The organism is Pseudomonas sp. GW822-FHT02E03 (assembly GCF_058802325.1).
Map to the genome: position 1 here is coordinate 1 of NZ_JBXAOA010000063.1, position 19,312 is coordinate 19,312.

The 19,312-nt window shown below is 59.4% G+C and carries 20 protein-coding genes; 6 read left to right on the plus strand and 14 right to left on the minus strand.

Going from position 1 to position 19,312, the window contains the following annotated elements:
• Positions 1–105: 105 nt before the first annotated feature.
• The 4 genes from AC1RQB_RS26420 to AC1RQB_RS26435 are packed head-to-tail and all read right to left on the minus strand — an operon-like array spanning position 106 to position 2,398.
• Complete coding sequence (locus AC1RQB_RS26420; RefSeq protein ID WP_008069073.1) at positions 106–663, minus strand: DUF4136 domain-containing protein; 558 nt, start codon at positions 661–663, stop codon at positions 106–108.
• A gap of 53 nt (positions 664–716) precedes the next feature.
• A complete protein-coding gene (locus tag AC1RQB_RS26425) occupies positions 717–1,334 on the minus strand; it encodes a DUF4136 domain-containing protein (protein ID WP_063341671.1) in 618 nt (205 codons plus the stop codon).
• Between the two features lie 12 nt (positions 1,335–1,346).
• The gene (locus AC1RQB_RS26430) at positions 1,347–2,096 is read right to left on the minus strand and encodes a methyltransferase domain-containing protein (protein ID WP_008069070.1); all 750 of its coding nucleotides are present in this window, start codon (positions 2,094–2,096) and stop codon (positions 1,347–1,349) included.
• On the minus strand, positions 2,096–2,398 hold the full coding sequence (locus tag AC1RQB_RS26435; protein ID WP_007907453.1) for a MazG-like family protein: 303 nt from the start codon (positions 2,396–2,398) through the stop codon (positions 2,096–2,098). Before AC1RQB_RS26435 ends, AC1RQB_RS26430 begins: the two co-directional genes overlap by 1 nt.
• A 283-nt stretch (positions 2,399–2,681) precedes the next feature.
• On the opposite strand from AC1RQB_RS26435, the gene AC1RQB_RS26440 reads away from it, so the two are divergent.
• Together AC1RQB_RS26440 and AC1RQB_RS26445 are read left to right on the plus strand one after the other, a co-directional pair.
• Entirely contained in the window at positions 2,682–2,975 is a 294-nt protein-coding gene (locus AC1RQB_RS26440) for a hypothetical protein (RefSeq protein ID WP_063341672.1), read from the plus strand.
• 176 nt (positions 2,976–3,151) lie between these two features.
• Complete coding sequence (locus AC1RQB_RS26445; RefSeq protein WP_063341673.1) at positions 3,152–4,492, plus strand: MATE family efflux transporter; 1,341 nt, start codon at positions 3,152–3,154, stop codon at positions 4,490–4,492.
• Between the two features lie 19 nt (positions 4,493–4,511).
• Here AC1RQB_RS26445 and AC1RQB_RS26450 read toward each other — a convergent pair whose 3' ends face one another.
• The 10 genes from AC1RQB_RS26450 to AC1RQB_RS26495 form a co-directional block, all read right to left on the minus strand.
• A complete protein-coding gene (locus AC1RQB_RS26450; protein WP_063341674.1) occupies positions 4,512–5,309 on the minus strand; it encodes a DUF4123 domain-containing protein in 798 nt (265 codons plus the stop codon).
• Positions 5,306–6,631 carry a contractile injection system protein, VgrG/Pvc8 family gene (locus tag AC1RQB_RS26455; protein WP_063341675.1) on the minus strand — a complete coding sequence of 442 codons (1,326 nt, stop codon included), beginning with the start codon at positions 6,629–6,631 and terminating at the stop codon, positions 5,306–5,308. Before AC1RQB_RS26455 ends, AC1RQB_RS26450 begins: the two co-directional genes overlap by 4 nt.
• Before the next feature lie 233 nt (positions 6,632–6,864).
• Positions 6,865–8,778 carry an arginine decarboxylase gene (speA, locus tag AC1RQB_RS26460; RefSeq protein WP_008069058.1) on the minus strand — a complete coding sequence of 638 codons (1,914 nt, stop codon included), beginning with the start codon at positions 8,776–8,778 and terminating at the stop codon, positions 6,865–6,867.
• A gap of 223 nt (positions 8,779–9,001) precedes the next feature.
• Positions 9,002–9,373, minus strand: coding sequence for a translation initiation factor Sui1 (locus AC1RQB_RS26465; protein WP_063341676.1), 372 nt, complete (start codon positions 9,371–9,373; stop codon positions 9,002–9,004).
• A gap of 291 nt (positions 9,374–9,664) precedes the next feature.
• Positions 9,665–10,234: an NUDIX hydrolase gene (locus tag AC1RQB_RS26470; protein WP_063341677.1), complete on the minus strand. Its 570-nt coding sequence runs from the start codon at positions 10,232–10,234 to the stop codon at positions 9,665–9,667.
• Between the two features lie 3 nt (positions 10,235–10,237).
• The gene (locus AC1RQB_RS26475) at positions 10,238–11,305 is read right to left on the minus strand and encodes a DUF2333 family protein (RefSeq protein ID WP_008069052.1); all 1,068 of its coding nucleotides are present in this window, start codon (positions 11,303–11,305) and stop codon (positions 10,238–10,240) included.
• Positions 11,306–11,458: 153 nt separating this feature from the next.
• Positions 11,459–11,935, minus strand: a complete 477-nt coding sequence (locus AC1RQB_RS26480) for a hypothetical protein (RefSeq protein ID WP_063341678.1) — start codon at positions 11,933–11,935, stop codon at positions 11,459–11,461.
• A gap of 2 nt (positions 11,936–11,937) precedes the next feature.
• Positions 11,938–12,438 carry an Hcp family type VI secretion system effector gene (locus AC1RQB_RS26485; protein WP_063341679.1) on the minus strand — a complete coding sequence of 167 codons (501 nt, stop codon included), beginning with the start codon at positions 12,436–12,438 and terminating at the stop codon, positions 11,938–11,940.
• Positions 12,417–13,136, minus strand: coding sequence for a hypothetical protein (locus AC1RQB_RS26490; protein ID WP_063341680.1), 720 nt, complete (start codon positions 13,134–13,136; stop codon positions 12,417–12,419). The genes AC1RQB_RS26485 and AC1RQB_RS26490 overlap by 22 nt, the downstream gene beginning before the upstream one ends.
• Positions 13,133–14,284, minus strand: a complete 1,152-nt coding sequence (locus AC1RQB_RS26495; protein WP_063341681.1) for a DUF2515 family protein — start codon at positions 14,282–14,284, stop codon at positions 13,133–13,135. The genes AC1RQB_RS26490 and AC1RQB_RS26495 overlap by 4 nt, the downstream gene beginning before the upstream one ends.
• A gap of 324 nt (positions 14,285–14,608) precedes the next feature.
• Between AC1RQB_RS26495 and gcbA the strand changes: the two genes are divergently transcribed.
• The 4 genes from gcbA to AC1RQB_RS26515 all read left to right on the plus strand — a co-directional run bounded on the left by gcbA (position 14,609) and on the right by AC1RQB_RS26515 (position 19,251).
• On the plus strand, positions 14,609–16,279 hold the full coding sequence (gene gcbA, locus AC1RQB_RS26500; protein WP_063341682.1) for a diguanylate cyclase GcbA: 1,671 nt from the start codon (positions 14,609–14,611) through the stop codon (positions 16,277–16,279).
• A 954-nt stretch (positions 16,280–17,233) separates the two neighbouring features.
• Positions 17,234–18,277, plus strand: a complete 1,044-nt coding sequence (locus tag AC1RQB_RS26505; RefSeq protein WP_431355267.1) for a methyl-accepting chemotaxis protein — start codon at positions 17,234–17,236, stop codon at positions 18,275–18,277.
• A 343-nt stretch (positions 18,278–18,620) separates the two neighbouring features.
• The gene (locus AC1RQB_RS26510; protein ID WP_241824498.1) at positions 18,621–18,815 is read left to right on the plus strand and encodes a polymorphic toxin type 44 domain-containing protein; all 195 of its coding nucleotides are present in this window, start codon (positions 18,621–18,623) and stop codon (positions 18,813–18,815) included.
• Positions 18,793–19,251, plus strand: coding sequence for a hypothetical protein (locus AC1RQB_RS26515; protein ID WP_008069036.1), 459 nt, complete (start codon positions 18,793–18,795; stop codon positions 19,249–19,251). The genes AC1RQB_RS26510 and AC1RQB_RS26515 overlap by 23 nt, the downstream gene beginning before the upstream one ends.
• Positions 19,252–19,312: the final 61 nt, after the last annotated feature.

Below are 19,312 nucleotides of genomic sequence, written 5' to 3' on the forward strand. Positions count from 1 at the left end.
CCCCCCCCCCCCCCCCCCCCCCCCCCCCCCCCCCCCCCCCCCCCCCCCCCCCCCCCCCCCCCCCCCGCTCCCACAATGGATCCGTGGTGTTGGTTAGTTCAGGGTTTAACGCGGTGGATAGTTCGCCAATATCCGCCCGACCGTCTCGTGGATTTTATTGCTACGATCCTGCGGGTTCGGTGTGCGACTAAGCGTCTGCTCGTCGCTGCCGCGCCACACCAGTTTGCCGTCCTTGCCATCGAGCAGGTCGATCTGAATGGTCGCCACCTTGTAACTGATGTTGCGCGTTTCGTTGTACATCGGCCCGCCCCAGTAGCCGTACCATGGGCCACCATAACCACCGCCATAGTGAGTGGTCACCTGCTGCTGACGATCTTCGACGATCAGGTAGGCCTGCACCCTCAGATCCGGACTGGCGCCGGCGGCGGCCGGACGCAAGCCGCGCTGATCCAGTTGATCGGCAACGGACTGGCGGATGCGTTGTTCGGTCAGGTCACTCATGATCCGTGGATCATCGGGGCGGTATTGCACGGCGGGCTCTTTCCAGCTCCAGCTACGATAGGCGGCAAAGTCGCGGCTGGCATCGAAGTCATGATTGACCTGGTTGGCGGCGCAGGCAGTGAGCAGCGCGGCCATGGCCAGTAAAGCGAGACGGCGGAACATGATTTTTCTCCGATAGAAGACATGCACCTGCGGGAGGCTTCCTGTACGGGAAGCTAACTAGGAGGATACGCCGACATAGCCTTTTCGACAGCTTCGCGTATGGCATCGGCACGCTCGCTCTGGCTGCCCTGGCTGCTGGTTTCGGCACTGGCACTCCATACCGGCTGGCCGGTGCTCGCGTCGAACAGCTCGATACGCACCACCACGACTTGTACCTGATAAGTGCGGATGACCGGCACCGTGTTGTACATGCCGTAACCGCTGCCGTAGCGGTTATAACCGCCGCCGTAATAACCCCCGCCGTAACCATAGTCGTCCTGCACCTGACGCAAGCGGGTTTCCAGATGCAAATCGGCGCTGACCAACAGGTCCGCCGGGCGGTTGTCGTGCAGTGGGCGCAAGCCGCGTTGATCCAGGGCATTACTGACCACTTCGGCCATCTGCGCCGAGTCGGCCCAGGCCGTGCCCGGTGGCAGGCGTCCGTTGAGCCAGGCCCAGCTGCGATAGCGACCGTAATCGCGTGGCGGCGCCGGGTAGGCGCTGTGGTCGAAGGTGGTGGCGGCCTGAGGCGGTGCCGGTGGCAGGGGATTGGAGGTCGCGACATAAGGGTTGCTGCCCTGACAAGCCGCCAACCCGAGACAGATCACCAGTAACCCTGAACGACTTTTCATTTCGCGCTCCGCTCAGATCGGCCGACAGATCCAGTGCAGGTAGCGCCCAAGCCCGGCGAAGCTTGGGTGACGGCGGTGGGCCAGTTCCATTTCCAGCAAGTCTGGTAGTTCGACGCGGGCCTGGAATTCCACTGGCATGTAGTCATAAAAAACCCGCACCCCACTCTGCGTTTCGACCTGCCACATGCTCTCAAGTTGCGCCGCCAGTTCCCGTGGATCCAGTGGCTGCTGCGGCGTCAGGCTCTGCTTTTCGCCGGCCATGTCGTTCTTGCGCATCTTGCGGAAATGCCCCTTTAGCAAGTTGCGGTAGATCAACGCATCGCGGTTGTAGAACGCCAGGGACAACCAGCCGTCCGGCTTCGTCAACTGATGCAGTACCGGTAAAATCGCATGGGGTTCGGCCAGCCATTCCAGCACGGCGTGGCATAGCACCAGGTCGTAGGGTTCAGTGAGCTGACCGAGCAGATCCTGCCACGGCGCCTGGATGAACGTCGCCGTCTGCCCCGCTTCGGCGAAGCGCTGGCGGGCACCTTCAAGCATCGGTTCAGCTGGTTCGGCGAGGGTCACCTGATGACCGCGCTCGGCCAGCCACAACGACATGTGGCCCAGGCCGGCGCCGATGTCCAGTACGCGCAGCGGGCGGTCCGGCAGGGTTTCGGCCAGGTCGGTTTGCAGCACCGCGAGCCGGATCGCACCTTTGGCGCCACCGTAGATTTTTTCAGCGAAACGGGTCGCCAACTGATCGAAATGACGGTCGCTCATCAGCTGAACCGCCGTTCGCTGTCCGCGAGTTTGCTGCGCACCACGTCATTCATGTCCAACCCCAACTCGCTGCACAGCAGCAGTAGATACAACACGATGTCGCCGACTTCCTGCCCGACATGGGCGAGCTTGTCCGCCGGCAACTGGCGTGACTGGTCTTCGGTCAGCCACTGGAAAATCTCCACCAGCTCGGACATTTCCACGCTCGCGGCCATGGCCAGGTTTTTCGGGCTGTGAAATTGCCGCCAGTCATTGCGGTCGCGAATGGCGTGCAGGCGTTCGGTCAGTTCAACAAGGTTCATCGGGCTCTCCTGAAGGCGTATAGCTTCAGGGGGATGGCGGGTGAAGGCAAGATCTATGTAGCAGCTGCCGAAGGCTGCGTTCGGCTGCGCAGCAGTCGTGAATATGGCTGACGCGCTCTGCCTGACGTACCGCAATTTCCGGTTTGACGACTGCTGCGCAGCCGAACGCAGCCTTCGGCAGAGATGTTTGCGCCATACTTGGACGGTCGGGAACTCGACAGCACGATCAGTAGCCCAACGGTCGGATCCGGCAACCACGCCACCACTCCATCAGGACGTACACATGCAGGTAGAAAGCTTTTTCGAATGGCTCGGCCAGATAATCGGTTCGGCCATCCGGTTCATCATCGACGCCCTCAGTGGTCTGTTCAACCTGTTGAGCAACGCCGGCAGCAATTTTGTCGAAGGGTTGGCCCAAGCGCTGGGCATGGACACTTCGATCATCAGCATCATCACGCTGATCATCGGGCTGATGTTGCTGTGGGCGGCGATCCGCGCCTTCATGAACGCGTCGATCATCATGGGGATTATCTGGTTGTTGCTGGGATTGTGGTTGCTGAGCTGGATTGTTCACTAATCCCATTTTTTCTGCCCTGATCGTTCCCCACGCTCTGCGTGGGAATGCAGCCCGGGACGCTCCGCGTCCCTGACAATGTGACGCAGAGCGTCACAGGAGTCATTCCCACGCAGAGCATGGGAACGATCATGAAAAACAATCTGCCGCTACAATGCAGGCGCCCCCAAGGAGCCTGCATGCCCAACCTGATTGCCGACTGGCGCGACCGTCCGACCCATCGTCGAGTCTGGGCGCTCGCCGCCCCGATGATTCTCTCGAACATTTCCGTACCGCTGGTAGCGCTGGTCGACAGTACCGTCGTCGGCCATTTGCCCCATGCTCATCAACTCGGCGCTGTCGCGGTGGGCGCCAGTCTGTATACCTTTCTTGCCTGGGCCATGGGCTTTCTGCGCATGGGCTCCACCGGGTTCGCCGCCCAGGCTGCCGGGCGCGGGGATGGCGCAGCGTTGCGGCAGATTTTGCTCCAGGGTCTGTTGTTGGCCATGGGCCTGGCCATCGTGTTGGGCGCAGTGGGCGTGCCGCTGAGCGGGGTCGCGTTGCACTTCATGCAACCGTCGGCCGAGCTGGATCATCTCACCCGCGAGTTCTTCCACACGCGGCTATTTGGCTTGCCGGCGGCGCTGGCCAGCTACGCGCTGGTGGGCTGGTTCCTCGGCACCCAGAACGCTCGGGCTCCGTTGGCGATTCTGCTGAGCACCAATCTGGTCAACATCGCGTTGAACCTGTGGTTCGTACTCGGTCTGGAGTGGGGCGTGGTCGGCGCGGCCCGGGCCTCAGTGATCGCCGAGTGGACCGGCGCGCTGATCGGCCTGTTCATGACCCGCAAGGCTCTGCGCGCCTATCCCGGCCATATCGCCTGGGCAGCGCTGGCGTTGTGGCAGAGCTGGCGCCCATTGCTGGCGGTCAATCGCGACATCTTCATTCGCAGCCTGGCATTGCAGTCAGTGTTTTTCCTGATCACCGTGCAAGGCGCGCGGCTGGGCGATGCCACGGTTGCCGCCAACGCGTTGCTGCTCAACGGTCTGCTGCTGACCGCCCATGCGCTGGACGGTCTGGCTCATGCCGTAGAAGCCCTGTGTGGACACGCCATCGGTGCTCGCGACCGAGAAGCCCTGCGTCGGTCATTGGTGGTGGCGTGCGGTTGGTCGTTGCTGGCGAGCGTGGGGTTTGCCTTGCTGTTTCTGTTCGCCGGGCACCTGTTCATCCAGATGCAGACGGACATCCAGAGCGTGCGCGATACCGCATTCCTATACCTGCCTTACCTCGCGGTGCTGCCGCTGATTGCCGTCTGGAGCTACCTGCTCGACGGTCTGTTCATCGGCGCCACCCGCGCCCGGGAAATGCGCAACGGTATGCTGCTGACGGTGATCCTGCTGCTGCCCTTCGCCTGGGCGCTGCAAGGCTTGGGCAACCATGGACTGTGGATAACCTTCCTGTTGTTCATGTTGCTGCGCAGCCTGACCCTTGGTGCATTCGCCTGGTACTTGCGCAAGCACGATAGCTGGTTCAAAGGATAACGAGGGCCGGCCTTCACGTTCAGGGTTGATCGTTTTGCCACCGGTTGCGCAGGCTATCGAGACGCTCCTGCTGGCTGGCTCCCGACAATGGCTGCCCGGTCGCTGCGTCAGGATGCAGCAAGCGCAACCATAACCAGTCATCGAGCACCGCACGTTCGCTGAATCCCAGCGCCTGCCCTTCCTGCAAGTAAGCCCACAAGCTGTTGTAACCGGTGCCGGTGGATCGGCTCCAGCGCCAGGCGTGTTGTTCCAGCAGGCAGGTTTGCAAGGTGTCTCGCTGACGCAGGCTGAGGTTTTCTTCAATGGCCAGCGGCCGGACGGCAAGCCGCGGATTGAACAACTGCTGCCAGCCCTGACAGCCTATCGCCCGGTCGGCCCAGGTGCCACCGAACCAGCGCAACTGATCGATCGGACCGAGCCAGCGACTCAACTCCTGCGCATCGCAGGCATCGAAAAAATAACTCGCCGTGTGTGGATTGTAGTAACTCAACAAGGCCCGGTGATGCAGACCCAGCGTGACCGTGAGCATGCGTCGCAAATGCTCCAGCAACTGCGATGGCGTTGCTTCACTGGCTAGCAGCAATCCGCTCCAGATGTGTGGCGCACTTTGGCACAGCTCGGTCAGTGCCGGGCATTCGCGAAGGTCGACCAATACCGGGCCGTACTCACGCAACGGGTGAAACTCAGTGCCTTCGAACAGGCGGAACCATCGGGCATGAGCAAACTGTTGCCGCAAATTCGCACCGGCCTGAGGCTCGCCCGGAACATCGAGCAACAACCATTGCGCAGTCGAGTCGGGCGCCTGAGCGGCGATCATGCCGCACCGCTCTGGCCAAACTGCGTCGCCGCCCGACAGGTGCAGAAGGACTGCGCGCAATGACTGAAACTGCCGCCGCCGGGCAGCAGGCACAGGAGCACCAAGGGTTCGCTGGATTGCAGCATGCCCAGCAAGCCGTCGAGCGCCAGGTTCGCATCGGTCATCAAGGAAGGTTGCAGGTCGGGTATGACTGGCTCTGTGCTCGACGCTGTGCCGGGGAGAAATCCGCTGATCAAGGGTTGATCCGGATCGCCTTCGATAAAGCTCACCAGCACCTGCGCCCCTTCGCACAACGGCAGACTGCCTGCGTCTCCCAACTCGGGAGCCAACGGCAACCAGCAGTGGCTGGGCGCTGCGCCTTCCCCCTGATAAAGCCAGTCAAACTGCACCGCTACCGGTCTGGACAGATCCGGTTGAGACTCATCGACCTCGACTACCCACGCCCGTTGCAGGCTGTGCATCCTGGGTTTCATGACCGAATGATCTGCCACGAAAGGCACTTCCTGCACAACGGCGCGCAGTTGATTGCTATAGGAAAACCCTGGCTCCTGCCCCCCTTGATGCTCGACATGGGTCAGTAGCCAGAGACGATTCCAGTCCACACACGGATGGCCAGACAGCGGCATCAGTTGACCGCTGCGCAGCGTCGCCAGATTCGTCTGGCCTTCGGCGATCTGACCGCAGCCGTGAAGCTTGAACTGATGCACACCTGGCCGTTTGTTCTCACCCTCAAAGACGCTCTCTTCGCCACGACTGAACTGCCCCAGGCCATCACCGAAAACCAGACAGTGTCCTGCGCGTGCGCAGTGTTCGAAATGGTAATGAAGGCGTTCCTGGGCACACAGACGCTGGAGAAACTGCAGGTCTGATTCCCGGTACTGCGTGCAGAAATCACGGGGCGGGTAATCGCCGCTCAGGTCGAAGCGACGCCCCTTACCGGCAATGCCGTGCTCCTTGAGTACTTGAGCGAGAATCTCCGGCACCGAGCACTGGCTGAAGATTCGCTGATTGAAGCGCTGGCCCAGACACGCCAGCCTGGGGCCGAGACGCACACGACATAGCCCGGGCTCACCGCCATGGCCAAGCTGAACGAGGCCAAGCAGCTGCCCGTGAATACCCTGCCCCTGGGGCCCGAAGTGCAAAAAGGCCGAACGATACAAAAGGCTCGCAAGGTCCAGCGTCGGGTCATCGTTCAGCAGATCCACGTCGAACACAAAGGGCTCGCTGATGGCTTCACTACCGGTAAAGGCCAAGACCTCAAAGGGGTCGGGAAGACCCGCTATATCCAGACGAAATGACGGCTCGTTGACTGGATCGAACATCGGCGATTCTCTACAGGAGGGGCGGCCGGGGATTCTCGCTGAGAGACATGGCCGAGTAGAGTGCCGAAATACAACTTAGGAAATGACCTACGTGAAAAGAAGACCACATCGCTTGGATAGCCCGGTCTGTGGTTCATTTCACTTGAAAAAAGAGAAGCCCCGCACCAGGTCATCTGAAATTTCCGCACTGTACGGAGAATTTTCAGACAACCCGATGAGAACGGAGCCTTACCTCAAGAAGACAGGTAAGACGAGCGGGTCAGACCCAGACGCAAGGCATCGAGGAACTGGGTGCGCTCGGCGGCGCTGATGCGGGCACTGGCGCACTTGTCGCGGTAGTGGGTCATCAGCTCTTCCGGCGACAAGTGCACGTAACGCAGCATGTCTTCGATGGTGTCGTGGGTTTCGATACCGGCGTGGTACACGCTGCCATCGGCGTTCTGGTAGATGTTCACCGAGTCGGTGTCACCGAACAGGTTGTGCATGTCGCCGAGAATTTCCTGGTAGGCACCCACCAGGAAGATCCCCAGCAGGTAGTCTTCACCTTCGTTCAGACCGTGTACCGGCAGGCTGGTCTCGATGCTCTGCTCGTCGACGTATTGCTTGATCTTGCCGTCGGAGTCGCAAGTCAGGTCTTGCAGCACCGCACGGCGCAGCGGCTCTTCGTCGAGACGGTGCAGCGGCAGGATCGGCAGGACCTGGCCGATGGCCCAGGTGTCCGGCAGGCTCTGGAATACCGAGAAGTTGCAGATGTACTTGTCAGCCAGCTTGTCGTTGAGTTCGTCGAGCACCTGACGGTGGGAACGCTGACGGGCCTTCAACGAGTTGTGCAGGCGACGGCAAACGGCGAAGTAGCATTGCTCGGCCAGGGCTTTTTGCGCCAGGGTCAGCTTGCCATCGGCGTATTGCGTGGCCACGTCGCTCATGTAGTGCGTGGCGCGCCAGTAGGTCTCGGTGACCATTTCGATATCGGTCGGGCCAAGCAGGTCAACCAGCCACTGCACGGTTTCCGGCAGCTCTTCCTTGTTATCGATCTTCGGCACGTCGTCGTTGTGTTTCTCGACGTCGGTGACCTGAACCACCAGCATGGCGTGGTGAGCAGTCAGGGAACGGCCGCTTTCAGAGAAGATGTTCGGGTGCGGCAGGCTCTGTGCATCGCAGAACTCCTTGAGCATCCCGACCACGACACCGGCGTAATCGTCCATGTCGTAGTTGATCGAACTGGCGTTACGCGAGTGCGTACCGTCGTAGTCCACGCCCAAACCGCCGCCGACGTCGATGTGATCCACCGGCAGGCCAAGGTTGCGCAGCTCGCCGTAGTAACGGATCGCTTCCTTGAAGCCGTGCTGGTAGTCCGCCAGGTTGGCGATCTGCGAACCCATGTGGAAGTGCAACAGGCGGATGCCCTGGTCCAGGCCGGCGGCGCGGAAACGCTCGACCACCGACAGCAGTTGCGCCGCCGACAGACCGAACTTGGATTTTTCGCCACCGGTGTCTGCCCACTTGCTCGACGCCAGGGACGACAGACGCACGCGCAGGCCGACCTGCGGCTTGACCTTGAGCGACGCGGCTTCTTCGATCACCAGACCGACTTCGGATTCTTTCTCGATCACGATGAACACGTTATGACCGAGTTTCTGGCCCATCAGCGCCAGACGGATGAACTCGCGGTCCTTGTAACCGTTGCAGACGATGGTGCCGCCCTTCGGCGCCAGCGCCAGTACCGCCAGCAGCTCAGGCTTGGAGCCGGCCTCCAGACCGATGGAAACGTTCTGGGTGGCGATGATGTTTTCGATCACCGCTTCCTGCTGGTTGACCTTGATCGGATACAGCGCGGTGTACTTGCTCTGGTATTCCAGGCGCTCGATATTGGCGTCGAAAGCGCCGGTCAGCTGGCGTACGCGGTCTTGCAGGATGTCAGGGAAACGCACCAGCAACGGCAAGGACAAACCACTTTTGCGCAGTTGGTCGACTTGCTCGAAGAGGTCGATAGGCGAACTGGTCGGACCGTTCGGACGAACTTCGACGCGACCGGCGTCATTGATCGCGAAATACCCGGCCCCCCAATGGCGAATCCCGTAAACACTGCGGCTGTCCGCAACTGTCCATTGGCTGCCATCGTCTTTGCGTGTGCGTCGTACGGACATTGAAGTCCCCTATAAAGAAGTCATAGAGCGTCGCCTGGGTTCAGGCCGGCGCAGTCTAAAGAATGAAAATGACGATTAGCCTGCATGCAAGGGGCATAGACCTCGCATTCAGCGCTGAGTTTAGAAACCGGTCAGAACAGGCTCTGTGAAAACCATGTAGACGACGCCGGACCAGAATTGAATCGGGGCCGGATCAAGCCGAGGGTGGTTTTCACAGAGGCTGCTAGCCGCCGGACTTCTTCGCTTTGAAACCGTGTTTGATCAGCTCGGCCAAGAGTAGCTCGACATGATCGCCCTGGATTTCGATGATCCCGTCTTTCAACGCCCCACCGGTCCCACAACGTTTTTTCAACGTCGTGGCCAGCTCCTTGAGCGCGTCTTCGGCCAACGGCACACCGGTGATGGTGGTCACCGTCTTGCCGCCACGGCCCTTGCTTTCGCGACGCACGCGGGCAATGCCGTCGCCGGCCGGGATAACGGTCTGTTTGCAGATGCAGGCATCCACCGGTTTACTGCAATCCGGGCAATGACGACCTGCGTCGGTGGAAAATACCAGGCCACCAAGGGCGGCGAAGGATGCGGCTTTTTTGGCCACCGGCAATCCTCTTGGGAGGACAAAGACTGGTCGCGGCAACCCGGGAGGGAGCCATCGACCGCGAAGCCCCACTCAGGCAGGGGCAGCGCTACTGAACCGGTACAGACTTGTAGGAGCGAAGCTTGCTCGCGATGGACGTCAACGATAACGCGTGCGTTCTGAATGTACGCGTTGTCCTTGCGATATTCGCGAGCAAGCTTCGCTCCTAATAGAGCTATGCCGTTTCAGTTTGAAAAGGTCGCGCAGTGTAACGGCAAAAAGCCGACTTGCTAAGAGCCAATCGGCGCCAATTTATACCTTCTTTGCGACGTCGGTTTGTCGGGCTTTCAGATAACGCTGTAAAGCTGCCAGGGAGTCCGGGCAATAAGGCTTTTGCTGGATTTCCAGCATGACCTGATCGATCGGGATGAAGCGCGCTTCCAGCACCTCTTCCGGCTGCAGGATCAACGGGCCGTCCCACACTGCCGAAAACGCCGAACACCAGAGTCGGTTGCCGGTGTCCTCAAAGAAAAAGTGATCATGGGCGGTCAGTTCCACACCGCTCACGCCCAATTCTTCTTCCAGCTCACGGGCCGCCGATTCGGCGTAAGTCTCGGTGGCCAACACCATGCCGCCGGCCGCCACGTCCCAGTAACCGGGGTAGATCGCTTTGCTCAATGTGCGCCGGTGTACGCACAACTCACCGGCGGAATTGAACAGCATGATGTAGGTGCCACGCCCGATCAGCTCGCGTTCGCGCAACTCGGAGCGGACCAGGGCGCCGAGCAGGTTGTCCTGCTCGTCGACCCAGGCGATCTGTTCGGCATCGGAGGCCGCGCGATGAGCGGCCTCCCGCATGCCATCGAAGGAGTTATCAACCATGACTCAGCCCTGATTGAGCAGTTGACGCAAATCGATCACCGCGGCGTTGGCCCGAGAGATGTAATTGGCCATGACCAGCGAGTGGTTGGCCAGCACACCAAAGCCGCTGCCGTTGAGGATCATCGGGCTCCAGACCGGCTCTTGCGAAGCTTCCAGCTCACGAATGATCTGGCGCACGCTGACCGTGGCGTTCTTCTTCGCCAGCACATCGGCGAAATCGACTTCGATGGCACGCAGCAGATGGGACAACGCCCAGGCCTGACCGCGGGCTTCGTAGAACACGTTATCGATCTGCAGCCACGGGGTCTCGACGACTTCTTCGTCAACCTGCGGCACCTGACCGAGCGCCGGGACTTCAGTCTTCAGTGCGGTGTTGAGCTTGACCCGGCCAACACTGGCCGACAACCGTTGCGACAGTGAGCCCAGACGGGTTCCCACATCACCCAGCCAGTTGTTCAGGTTATCGGCGCGGGCATAGAACAGCGCACTTTTCTGATCAGGACCCGACAGACGTGCCTGATAACGGCTCAGGGAGTTGATGCCTTCCAGGTATTCCGATTCACTGGATGGCAGCACCCAGCTCTTGTTGTCGAAGTTGAAACGCGGCTCGGCCTTGGCCAGGTCGGCGTCTTCAGCGGACTGCGACTGGGAACGGGCGAAGTCTTTACGCAGCGCACGACTCAGGTCGCGGACCTGGACCAGCACGCCATATTCCCAACTCGGCATGTTGTCCATCCACAGGCCCGGCGGAAAACGGTCGTTGGAAATATAACCGCCCGGTTTGGTCAGCAAAGTACCGGCAACGGTCTTGAGGGTTTCCACCGTGGTGTACCCGACCACCATCTGCTTGCCTTCTTTCTCGGCCGCCACTTGGGCATTCTGCTGAACCGGGAACAGCGCCGGCTCCTGGCTCCAGTACCAGCCCAGCGCGATCGCCACCAACAGGTAAAGAACAATCAGAGTAGCCAGCGCCCGGCTGAACAACAGGCCGCCAAGATAACTGCGGGTGGCCGATTTCGGTTCAGCGGCACGCTCAGGCGCGCTGCCTGTGCGGTTCTTCCAGTCCAGCATGGCGGTATCCTTTCAATCACTTGAGTTCATCGGTTCGACCACAACCATACAACAACGTGCCTTTGACCGGCACCTGCCGTTAGGTCTATCCGGAAAATTATTGCCCGAACCTGCGACAGCCATTGCCAATAAACTCAAGTATCCATGCCAGCGCTAAACGCCGATGACCTTCATTGAGATCTGCTGCACCCCGGCCGGCGCAAAAAGATGGGCGATACCCTCGCCATCGGTTCGGCGCTGCACCGACTGCCCATCCACCGTTGCGAGGTACGACAACTGCGCCAGCGGCTCGACCGTTACACTGTCAACGAGGCGAAAGATTCTTGGCGATCGCGAGGGTTGAACCGGCGGATTTTTCATCAACTCGATAACCCTCTGATCGAGTGTACGCGCCGGCATCACCCAGTCGCCAAAGTCAGCCTCTGCCCGAATCAACCACCACTCTCCACGCTCGACCTGCTCCAGCACCTCGCTGTCGATATTGATCAGCAGGCCCGCACGCAACTCGTCGAGGCCGTCGATGGATTGCCGATCGAGCAGCGCCTGGCGCATGTGATCCAGTGCTTGCTCGCTGGAATAAGCATGTTGACGCTCCCACGTGGACAGATAAATTTCATTGACCAGCCTCATACCTACTCCTCGGCGGACCATTCATCGGAGCCCATGGTCCGGCTGATCTCATGCCGCCAATAGATCCGCCGATAGCTGAAGTGGACCTTTTCCAGTTGAGTCAGGTGAGCGGTGCCGGGGTCCTGACAATGCGGCATCAGCACTTCGGCGCCGATGATCACCGCGTCTTCAAGCTCCATGGTGTAGAAGTGTTCCTGCGTTCCGTGAGCCGAGGTGCGATACCACTCGACACGGCACTTGCTGAGCAGTTCTCCTGAACACAGAGCGATGTTAATCAGCGGCGAAGCTTTGTCGATTGCCTTGGTGATGACCAAGGGTTTGTGCATCCGGCGCCCCGCGCCCGACCCTTTGGGCACGAAAATGCCGTGGCTCAGGGCCTGAATCATGATCTGGTCCTCGCGGCCCAACTGATAGACGTTGCCCACTGATGCTTCGGTGAAGGCGCCTGCGCTGATCAGGCCTTGTCTTTCACCCTTGAGGGTCATGAAGGCGGGAGTTGGCATGGCAGGGCTCCTTTTTGTTTGGGTTGTGGGGCGGGGAAGTGACTGGGTTCGTCGTACATGTCTTCGATTTCGTCGAAGGGCACCCAGGGTTTAGCGAGTGCAAGGGTGATGAGGTAGCGCTCTTCAGTCGGATTTCGGTAATCCTCGAAGCGACCTAGTGCCAGCGCGACCTGATACTTATCGCCGGCTTGCCAGTAGGATCGCCCGTGCAAAATTCCTTTCCTCAGGTAGGCCCGCCACTCAGGAGTATCGGCAATCGAGGGATCACTTCGGGTTCCCATTGCCACCCACCCCTTTGCACACCACTGGTCTTGCAGGTCGAGAACGACTTTCAGGGCGTCGTCGATCAGTAATGGTTCTATCTGCGGGGACATAAGAACGTCTTCAATGACGTTGTCATTGAATGTAACCGTGAAAAATCGAGCCAAAGGCGTATCAAACCCATAATGCGGGTCGATAAATCGCAAGCGAGCATCGGTCTTGGGAATTCCGCCCCAGACATGTCCGCGGATCAGTGGACTGAAAGGGGCCGTAGAGTGCTTATGCATTTCTTCATATGTCCCGCCTATTTCCAAAGCAATTTCCGGATCGTCCCACAGAGGCTGCTGCAGCTGCCATATGGCGGCCGCAATCAGCACAGCCAGAAACAGCAGGCCTGTCCCATGGCGCCAGCAGCATCGACGCGGTCGCAGATTCATAGGTTTGCTCCACCCGATGCGATCTCTCTGATCGATTGCACCAATGCTGCACGGTTGAAGTCGTTGAGCATGTGATCAAAGCGTGCAGCTGCCCGGAGTACGAATGCCATTCTCTGGTTGATATCCGACAAATCCGCCAGCGGGCTGTTGTCAAAACCGATGGTGCGATCATCCTCGACACGCTGGCATTGGCTGGTGAGCGTCAACTCGATAGCCTGAGCGACACCGGAAGGAAAACCAGTCACATAGGATGCATGATTGCCGCGCAGCAACGTCACCAGTTGCCGATCCTCATAAATAGTTGGCTGGAGAATATTGCGCTGCTCGTGCCAGGCTAAATACTCGACGCTCGCGGCGATATCCCCCGCTTCTATTGCCTCGAAGGCTTGCATGACTTGTGTATGAAACCACCCAAAAGGAAGCTTTTCCTGCCCCACCAGCCACAACACCGGAAACTTCGAATGCCCATAAATCCCCGCCCGCGCCTTCAGACACTGCTTTAACTCCCCCAACCCGCGCTTCGCATAAAACTCATGCAGCGGATAAACATCCAGAAACAGCGTGGTATTGCCCAGCGCCATCATGTCGTGCACATGCCGGAATTGCTGTTGCACCAACGACAAGTCTTCCCCCGCTGAACGAAAATCCACAGACGGCACAGGATTGCGTGCATCGGCTTCTCTATAGTCACGCAACGCATCTGCCTGCTCGGCCATCTTGCCCGGCGTCAATAGTCCGGACTCGCGGCGGCTGTCTCGCAATACCTGCCGCGTCTCACGCTCATCACTGATGCGTTCGACGCTGTCCGCCGCATGGAGCAATCCGCAGCCAACTTGCTTTGAGGCAAAAGCCGCCAGCCCGGCCCACTGGAACCGCGAGTCATGCAGCCACAATCGGGCGTAGGCAGCATTGATCACCCGATTCCGCTCCACTGGGTCAACGATCAAAACGCCATCAGGAGCGATGATGTCTTCGGCCTCACGCTGATAGGTGCGCCAGAGGCATGCGCAAGTAAGAATCGGCACATCGGTAACAAGCGTCTTGCTGCCATAAAGCCGCACCTCTTTGCATTCACAGTCAGCAACGGGCGTGCTGTTGTGGTTCAGGTGCTGATCATCGATGGGGTGTTCTTTGAAACACTGGGTCATGGTTTGCGGACGAGCGGCTAAGGGAATCCCTGAACCCTAACAGTCGCAAATCCCACTCGAACCATGGCGACGAAAAATCAGAAACCTCCGACAGACGAGCCTCGGCGAACGCAAGGAAGCTTCGTTGAAATGAAAGGAAACGTCCTGAAACACCGATTCATAGGCATCTTTTCGTAACAAACAAACCAATCCAGACCAGTCGGTCAGAAACTGAATAACGTCGCTTTGCAGATTATTGACCTACGACACTCATGCAATCGAAAAGAGGTGCTAGCATAGAGCCACCAGTCGATCTCAGCATGCACCCTAACTAGTAGTCAGGATATGACCGAGCCAGAAGACCCCAGCCGTGAGCGCCTCAAGCACCACTTTGCCCAGCGGGTAATTCATCAGGCACGTCAGATCCTTGAGATATGGCAACGCCTGCAGCGCAACGAATGGTCCACCACCGACTTGTCGGAGTTGAGCGAAGCCAATCTGCGCCTGCTGCGTTTTGCCGAACGTTTCGAACAACCGGAACATACTCAGCTGGCACGCCACATCGGCCAGTCGCTGGAAGCGGTGGACGCCAACCGCGGACGCCTGAGCAGCGGACTGATCACTGACCTCAATCGTCTGATGCAGCGCCTGTCCCGCACCGGCCTGCGTCATGGCGATCAGCTCGAACAAACCTTTCTACCGCCGCTGCGCAAGCCGATCTACGTGATGCTGCAGGATCACGACCGGGCCGAACGGCTGGCCAAACAACTAGAATTCTTCGGGCTCGGCGCTCAGTCCCTCGACAGTGTCGCCGCGTTCCGCTCCTCGATGGTCGAGCGGTTACCGGCGGCGATTGTCATGGACGTCGACTTCAGTGGCGCCGGCATCGGCCTGAAACTGGCGGCCGAAGCCCAGGAAGGCCTCGATCAGCCCTTGCCGCTATTGTTTTTCAGCCTGCACGAAACCGATACCCCGACCCGTCTCGCCGCCGTGCGTGCCGGTGGCCAGGAATTTCTCACCGGCACCCTCGAAGCCTCGAGCCTGCTGGAAAAGATCGAAGTCCTGACCTGCGTCGCCCAGTACGAACCTTATAAAGTGCTGATCATCGACGACTCCCGCGCCCAGGCCTTGCACACCGAACGCCTGCTCAATAGCGCCGGGATCGTCACCAGGACCTTGATCGAACCGATCCAGGCCATGGCCGAACTGGCGGATTTCCAGCCAGACCTGATCATCCTCGACATGTACATGCCGGCCTGCACCGGTACTGAACTGGCCAAGGTGATCCGGCATAACGACCGATATGTCAGCGTGCCGATCATTTATCTGTCAGCCGAAGATGACCTGGACAAGCAGCTCGACGCCATGAGCGAGGGCGGCGACGACTTCCTGACCAAGCCGATCAAGCCACGGCACCTGATCACCACCGTGCGCAACCGCGCGGCGCGGGCGCGCAATCTGAAAGCGCGGATGGTGCGCGACAGCCTGACCGGCTTGTACAACCACACCCACATTCTGCAATTGCTCGAAGACTGTTCATTCCGCGCCCGTCGCGAAAGCAAGCCGCTGAGCTTTGCGATGCTCGACATCGACCACTTCAAACGGGTCAACGACAGTCACGGCCATCCCATGGGCGACCGGGTGATCAAGAGCCTGGCGCTGTTCCTCAAGCAGCGGTTGCGCAAGACCGACTTCATCGGTCGTTATGGCGGTGAAGAGTTCGCCATCGTCATGCCAGACACTGATATCGAATCGGCCTGCAAGGTCCTCGATGAAATCCGTCAGCGCTTTGCCGAAATTCACTACCCCGCTCAGCCGCAGGACCTCTGGTGCACGTTCAGCGCCGGTGTCGTCGAATTGCGCGAAGACTCTGACAGCCTGATGATGGCCAGCCAGGCCGACGAGGCGCTGTACCGCGCGAAGAACGCCGGACGTAATCGCGTACAAGCCGCGCGGGAATCAAAGCAAAGTGCCACTTTTTCATCGGAATCGACCCATTCGGTCATAACTCTGTAACAGAAACGCAATAACTTCAGGCACTTACCATTCTGCCGTTGGTAGACCATGATGCGCCTGAAGCTGCTGACCAATCTCAATACCCTCCTTCTGGTCGCCGTGTGCGTGGCCCTTGGCGCCACGCTCTGGTGGTCGCAAAAAGCCCTGGAGCGCCCCTATCTGTTGATGGAGCGTTATCTGGGACTGTCTCAGCAGTTTCAAAATGAAGTGGCACGCAACGTCGAGGATTACCTGGCCAGCGGCGATGCCCTGCGCCTGAGCAGCGCCAGCCAGGCCATCGACGCCTTGCAAAAGGAACTCGGTGAGTTGCCACCGGCATTGGCCGATACCTTGCGTCCGAGCCTGTCGAACCTAGCTGAATTCAGCAAAACCGACCTGCTGGCTGCTGGCAAACTCGCAGGCGACCCGCAAGCACTGTTGCTGCAAGCCGAACGCGAACTCGGCGCCAGCCTGGATCAACTCAGCCAATACGCCAGCGGCAACGCGGCATATCTGACGCCTTTGCTCGTCGCCTCCCAGCACCTGGGCAAACTGTCTCTGGCCCGGGACAAACTGGTCAGCAGCGGGCGCAGTGAACTGGCCGCCGATGTCGAACGCGAAATTGCCAACATCCGCACTCAAGCCGAGCAACTGGACACCTTACCGCTACTTGGCGTGACCGCCAGCACCGAATCGAACACCGATGATTTCGCCGCGATGATGGGGCTGGAGAACACCGAGAAAACCGTCGCCGAAGATGCCGGCGTCGGCCTCAAACGCGAACTCAACAGCCTGCTCACCCGTTACCCTTCGGAGCTGGCGCGCACTCGCGAACAGATCCAGAAACGCGCCGACCTCAGCACTGCGACGCACGTGAAAATTACCGCCGTGCAGCAATCCATCGCCGGGCTGGAACCGGTGGTGCGCGCCCAACACGGGCAGATCCAGAGCGAAGTACGGTTGATGCAAGGGGTGATGATCGGGCTGATCCTGCTGATCGCATTGCTCATCGACACCTTGCAGCGACGCCTGGCCCGAACCCTGACCAACCTCGCCCCGGCGCTGTCGACTTGGGCCGAAGGTGACTTCAGCCGCGACATTCAACTGGGCGCGACCAACCGCGAACTTCATGACATTCAAGCCTCGCTCAATCGCTTGCGCGCCTATCTGGTCGACCTGGTCGGCACCATTCGCCTCAACGCCGAGCAAGTCGCCGGCAGCAGCCGAACGTTGGCCGAATTGAGCAATGACCTGCACAGCGGCGCCGAGCATCAGGCTGGCGACACCGCGCTGATCCGCGATTCTCTCGGTGAACTCGAGGCGACGATTCAACAAGTCGCCGGTGACGCCAGCCAGGCTGCCGATGCCAGCCGCCATGCCGGAGTGGCGGTGGAACACGGTCAAAAAGTGATCGGCCTGAGCCTCACCGGGCTGCATGCGTTGGTGGGCGAAGTGCAAGGCAACGCGCAGATGATCGAACATCTGGCCGAGGAGTCGGCGACCATCGGCGGTGTGCTGACGGTGATCCGCTCGATTGCCGACCAGACCAACCTGCTGGCCCTGAACGCCGCCATCGAAGCGGCTCGCGCCGGAGAAATGGGCCGAGGATTTGCGGTAGTGGCCGAAGAAGTTCGCTCATTGGCACAACGCACCGCCGGCGCCACGGCCGAAATCCAGACGCTGATCGCCGGCCTGCAAACCGCCGCGCGACAATCGGTCGAAGGCATGCGCGCCCAGGTCGAACACGCCGAAGCCACGGCCAATCAGGCTCAGGCGGCTGACGGTGCACTGGATAAGATCGTCGGGGCGATCCAGACCATTTCCGACACCGCCGTGCGCATCGCCGATGTCACCGCCCAGCAGAGCGGCGCTGTCAGCGAAATCCGCGATCACAGTGAGCGGATTCATCAATTGGGTGGGGATAACTTGCTGAGGATTGGTGAGGGGCGTGAGCAAGGGGAGAATTTGTTGGTGCTGGGCGGGCGGTTGCATACAGCCGTTCAGGCCTTTCGGGTCTAAAGGCTGTGGGCCTGAACCCAACTAACGATCTGGACTGTCGCCGCTTAAGCTCTTGTATGAAAACTCCTATTTAGCCATGTGGTGGTTTTTAGTCGTCGTTTTGATGCTAGGGTTTAGCGCTTCAATTTATCGTGCGCGCAACAGGAGTGCCCCGTGATAGTTCCACCTTCGCCCCCAGACGTATCTGTGGAGGAAAACATGGCAGTTGCCTTCCATAAGAAAAAAATTTTGAAAGAGGGATCCGCATTTATTTACTCCTGGTTCTATACCCAGGTCAGAAATCGCGGCCCTTGGGATTACAAAAAACTGTCCCCGGTCTATGAAGCTTTCGGTAATTTCAATTATGGCGCGGCCGGGATTGCTGCGGGGGTTTTCCGAAAATGTCCTGTTACGCGCAGCCGGTCTTGCCCAGACGCAGGCAAAAACGACAAAAGTAGAATTTGGAAGCTGGTGGAGCGAGGCTCCTTTTGGCGATGATCCAGCGGATCAGGAATGGATCAAAAAAGGAGTCAGGTATGCCCGGTTCAGGAACTACTAAAAAAACGGCATACACAATAGTCACCACCTGCCTGCTGGCGGCATGCCTGGCCTACATAGGCGGGACATGGCTTATGTCTTCCAGCGCCCCGGTGTTGACCGATGTTGTACTCAAACTGCCCCTTGGCGAACATGGCTTCATCTACGGCATCAAGGATGATCGAGGCGGAGCGACAGTGCCGTTCAGCTATCGATACTATGTCTATCGCGAGCTGCCATCCGACGAACAAATAGCGTCTGAACTCAAGACTGCCGGTCCGTTTCTGGTCACCCGAGATCCAGCCATAAAGGTCGATCTCCAAGGCTCGGTCATCAATGTGTCGACCAACCAGGAAGTCTATGAGTATCACAGCAGCACGCTGTTTCGACATACTGACAACACCCACTACACGCCTGTAACAATCAACCTGTGCAACCACTCCAGCGGATTACCGTAGGAGCGAGGCTTGCCCGCGAAGAACGATTACACGGTCCCCCTGTTAAACCGCATTATCGTTC

Excerpts from the sequence above, each read along its gene's own strand:
- AC1RQB_RS26420 (WP_008069073.1), bottom strand. The coding sequence starts at position 663 with ATGTTCCGCCGTCTCGCTTTACTGGCCATGGCCGCGCTGCTCACTGCC.
- AC1RQB_RS26425 (WP_063341671.1), bottom strand. The coding sequence starts at position 1,334 with ATGAAAAGTCGTTCAGGGTTACTGGTGATCTGTCTCGGGTTGGCGGCT.
- AC1RQB_RS26430 (WP_008069070.1), bottom strand. The coding sequence starts at position 2,096 with ATGAGCGACCGTCATTTCGATCAGTTGGCGACCCGTTTCGCTGAAAAA.
- AC1RQB_RS26435 (WP_007907453.1), bottom strand. The coding sequence starts at position 2,398 with ATGAACCTTGTTGAACTGACCGAACGCCTGCACGCCATTCGCGACCGC.
- AC1RQB_RS26440 (WP_063341672.1), top strand. The coding sequence starts at position 2,682 with ATGCAGGTAGAAAGCTTTTTCGAATGGCTCGGCCAGATAATCGGTTCG.
- AC1RQB_RS26445 (WP_063341673.1), top strand. The coding sequence starts at position 3,152 with ATGCCCAACCTGATTGCCGACTGGCGCGACCGTCCGACCCATCGTCGA.
- AC1RQB_RS26450 (WP_063341674.1), bottom strand. The coding sequence starts at position 5,309 with ATGATCGCCGCTCAGGCGCCCGACTCGACTGCGCAATGGTTGTTGCTC.
- AC1RQB_RS26455 (WP_063341675.1), bottom strand. The coding sequence starts at position 6,631 with ATGTTCGATCCAGTCAACGAGCCGTCATTTCGTCTGGATATAGCGGGT.
- speA (WP_008069058.1), bottom strand. The coding sequence starts at position 8,778 with ATGTCCGTACGACGCACACGCAAAGACGATGGCAGCCAATGGACAGTT.
- AC1RQB_RS26470 (WP_063341677.1), bottom strand. The coding sequence starts at position 10,234 with ATGGTTGATAACTCCTTCGATGGCATGCGGGAGGCCGCTCATCGCGCG.
- AC1RQB_RS26475 (WP_008069052.1), bottom strand. The coding sequence starts at position 11,305 with ATGCTGGACTGGAAGAACCGCACAGGCAGCGCGCCTGAGCGTGCCGCT.
- AC1RQB_RS26480 (WP_063341678.1), bottom strand. The coding sequence starts at position 11,935 with ATGAGGCTGGTCAATGAAATTTATCTGTCCACGTGGGAGCGTCAACAT.
- AC1RQB_RS26485 (WP_063341679.1), bottom strand. The coding sequence starts at position 12,438 with ATGCCAACTCCCGCCTTCATGACCCTCAAGGGTGAAAGACAAGGCCTG.
- AC1RQB_RS26490 (WP_063341680.1), bottom strand. The coding sequence starts at position 13,136 with ATGAATCTGCGACCGCGTCGATGCTGCTGGCGCCATGGGACAGGCCTG.
- AC1RQB_RS26495 (WP_063341681.1), bottom strand. The coding sequence starts at position 14,284 with ATGACCCAGTGTTTCAAAGAACACCCCATCGATGATCAGCACCTGAAC.
- gcbA (WP_063341682.1), top strand. The coding sequence starts at position 14,609 with ATGACCGAGCCAGAAGACCCCAGCCGTGAGCGCCTCAAGCACCACTTT.
- AC1RQB_RS26505 (WP_431355267.1), top strand. The coding sequence starts at position 17,234 with ATGATCGGGCTGATCCTGCTGATCGCATTGCTCATCGACACCTTGCAG.
- AC1RQB_RS26510 (WP_241824498.1), top strand. The coding sequence starts at position 18,621 with ATGGCGCGGCCGGGATTGCTGCGGGGGTTTTCCGAAAATGTCCTGTTA.
- AC1RQB_RS26515 (WP_008069036.1), top strand. The coding sequence starts at position 18,793 with ATGCCCGGTTCAGGAACTACTAAAAAAACGGCATACACAATAGTCACC.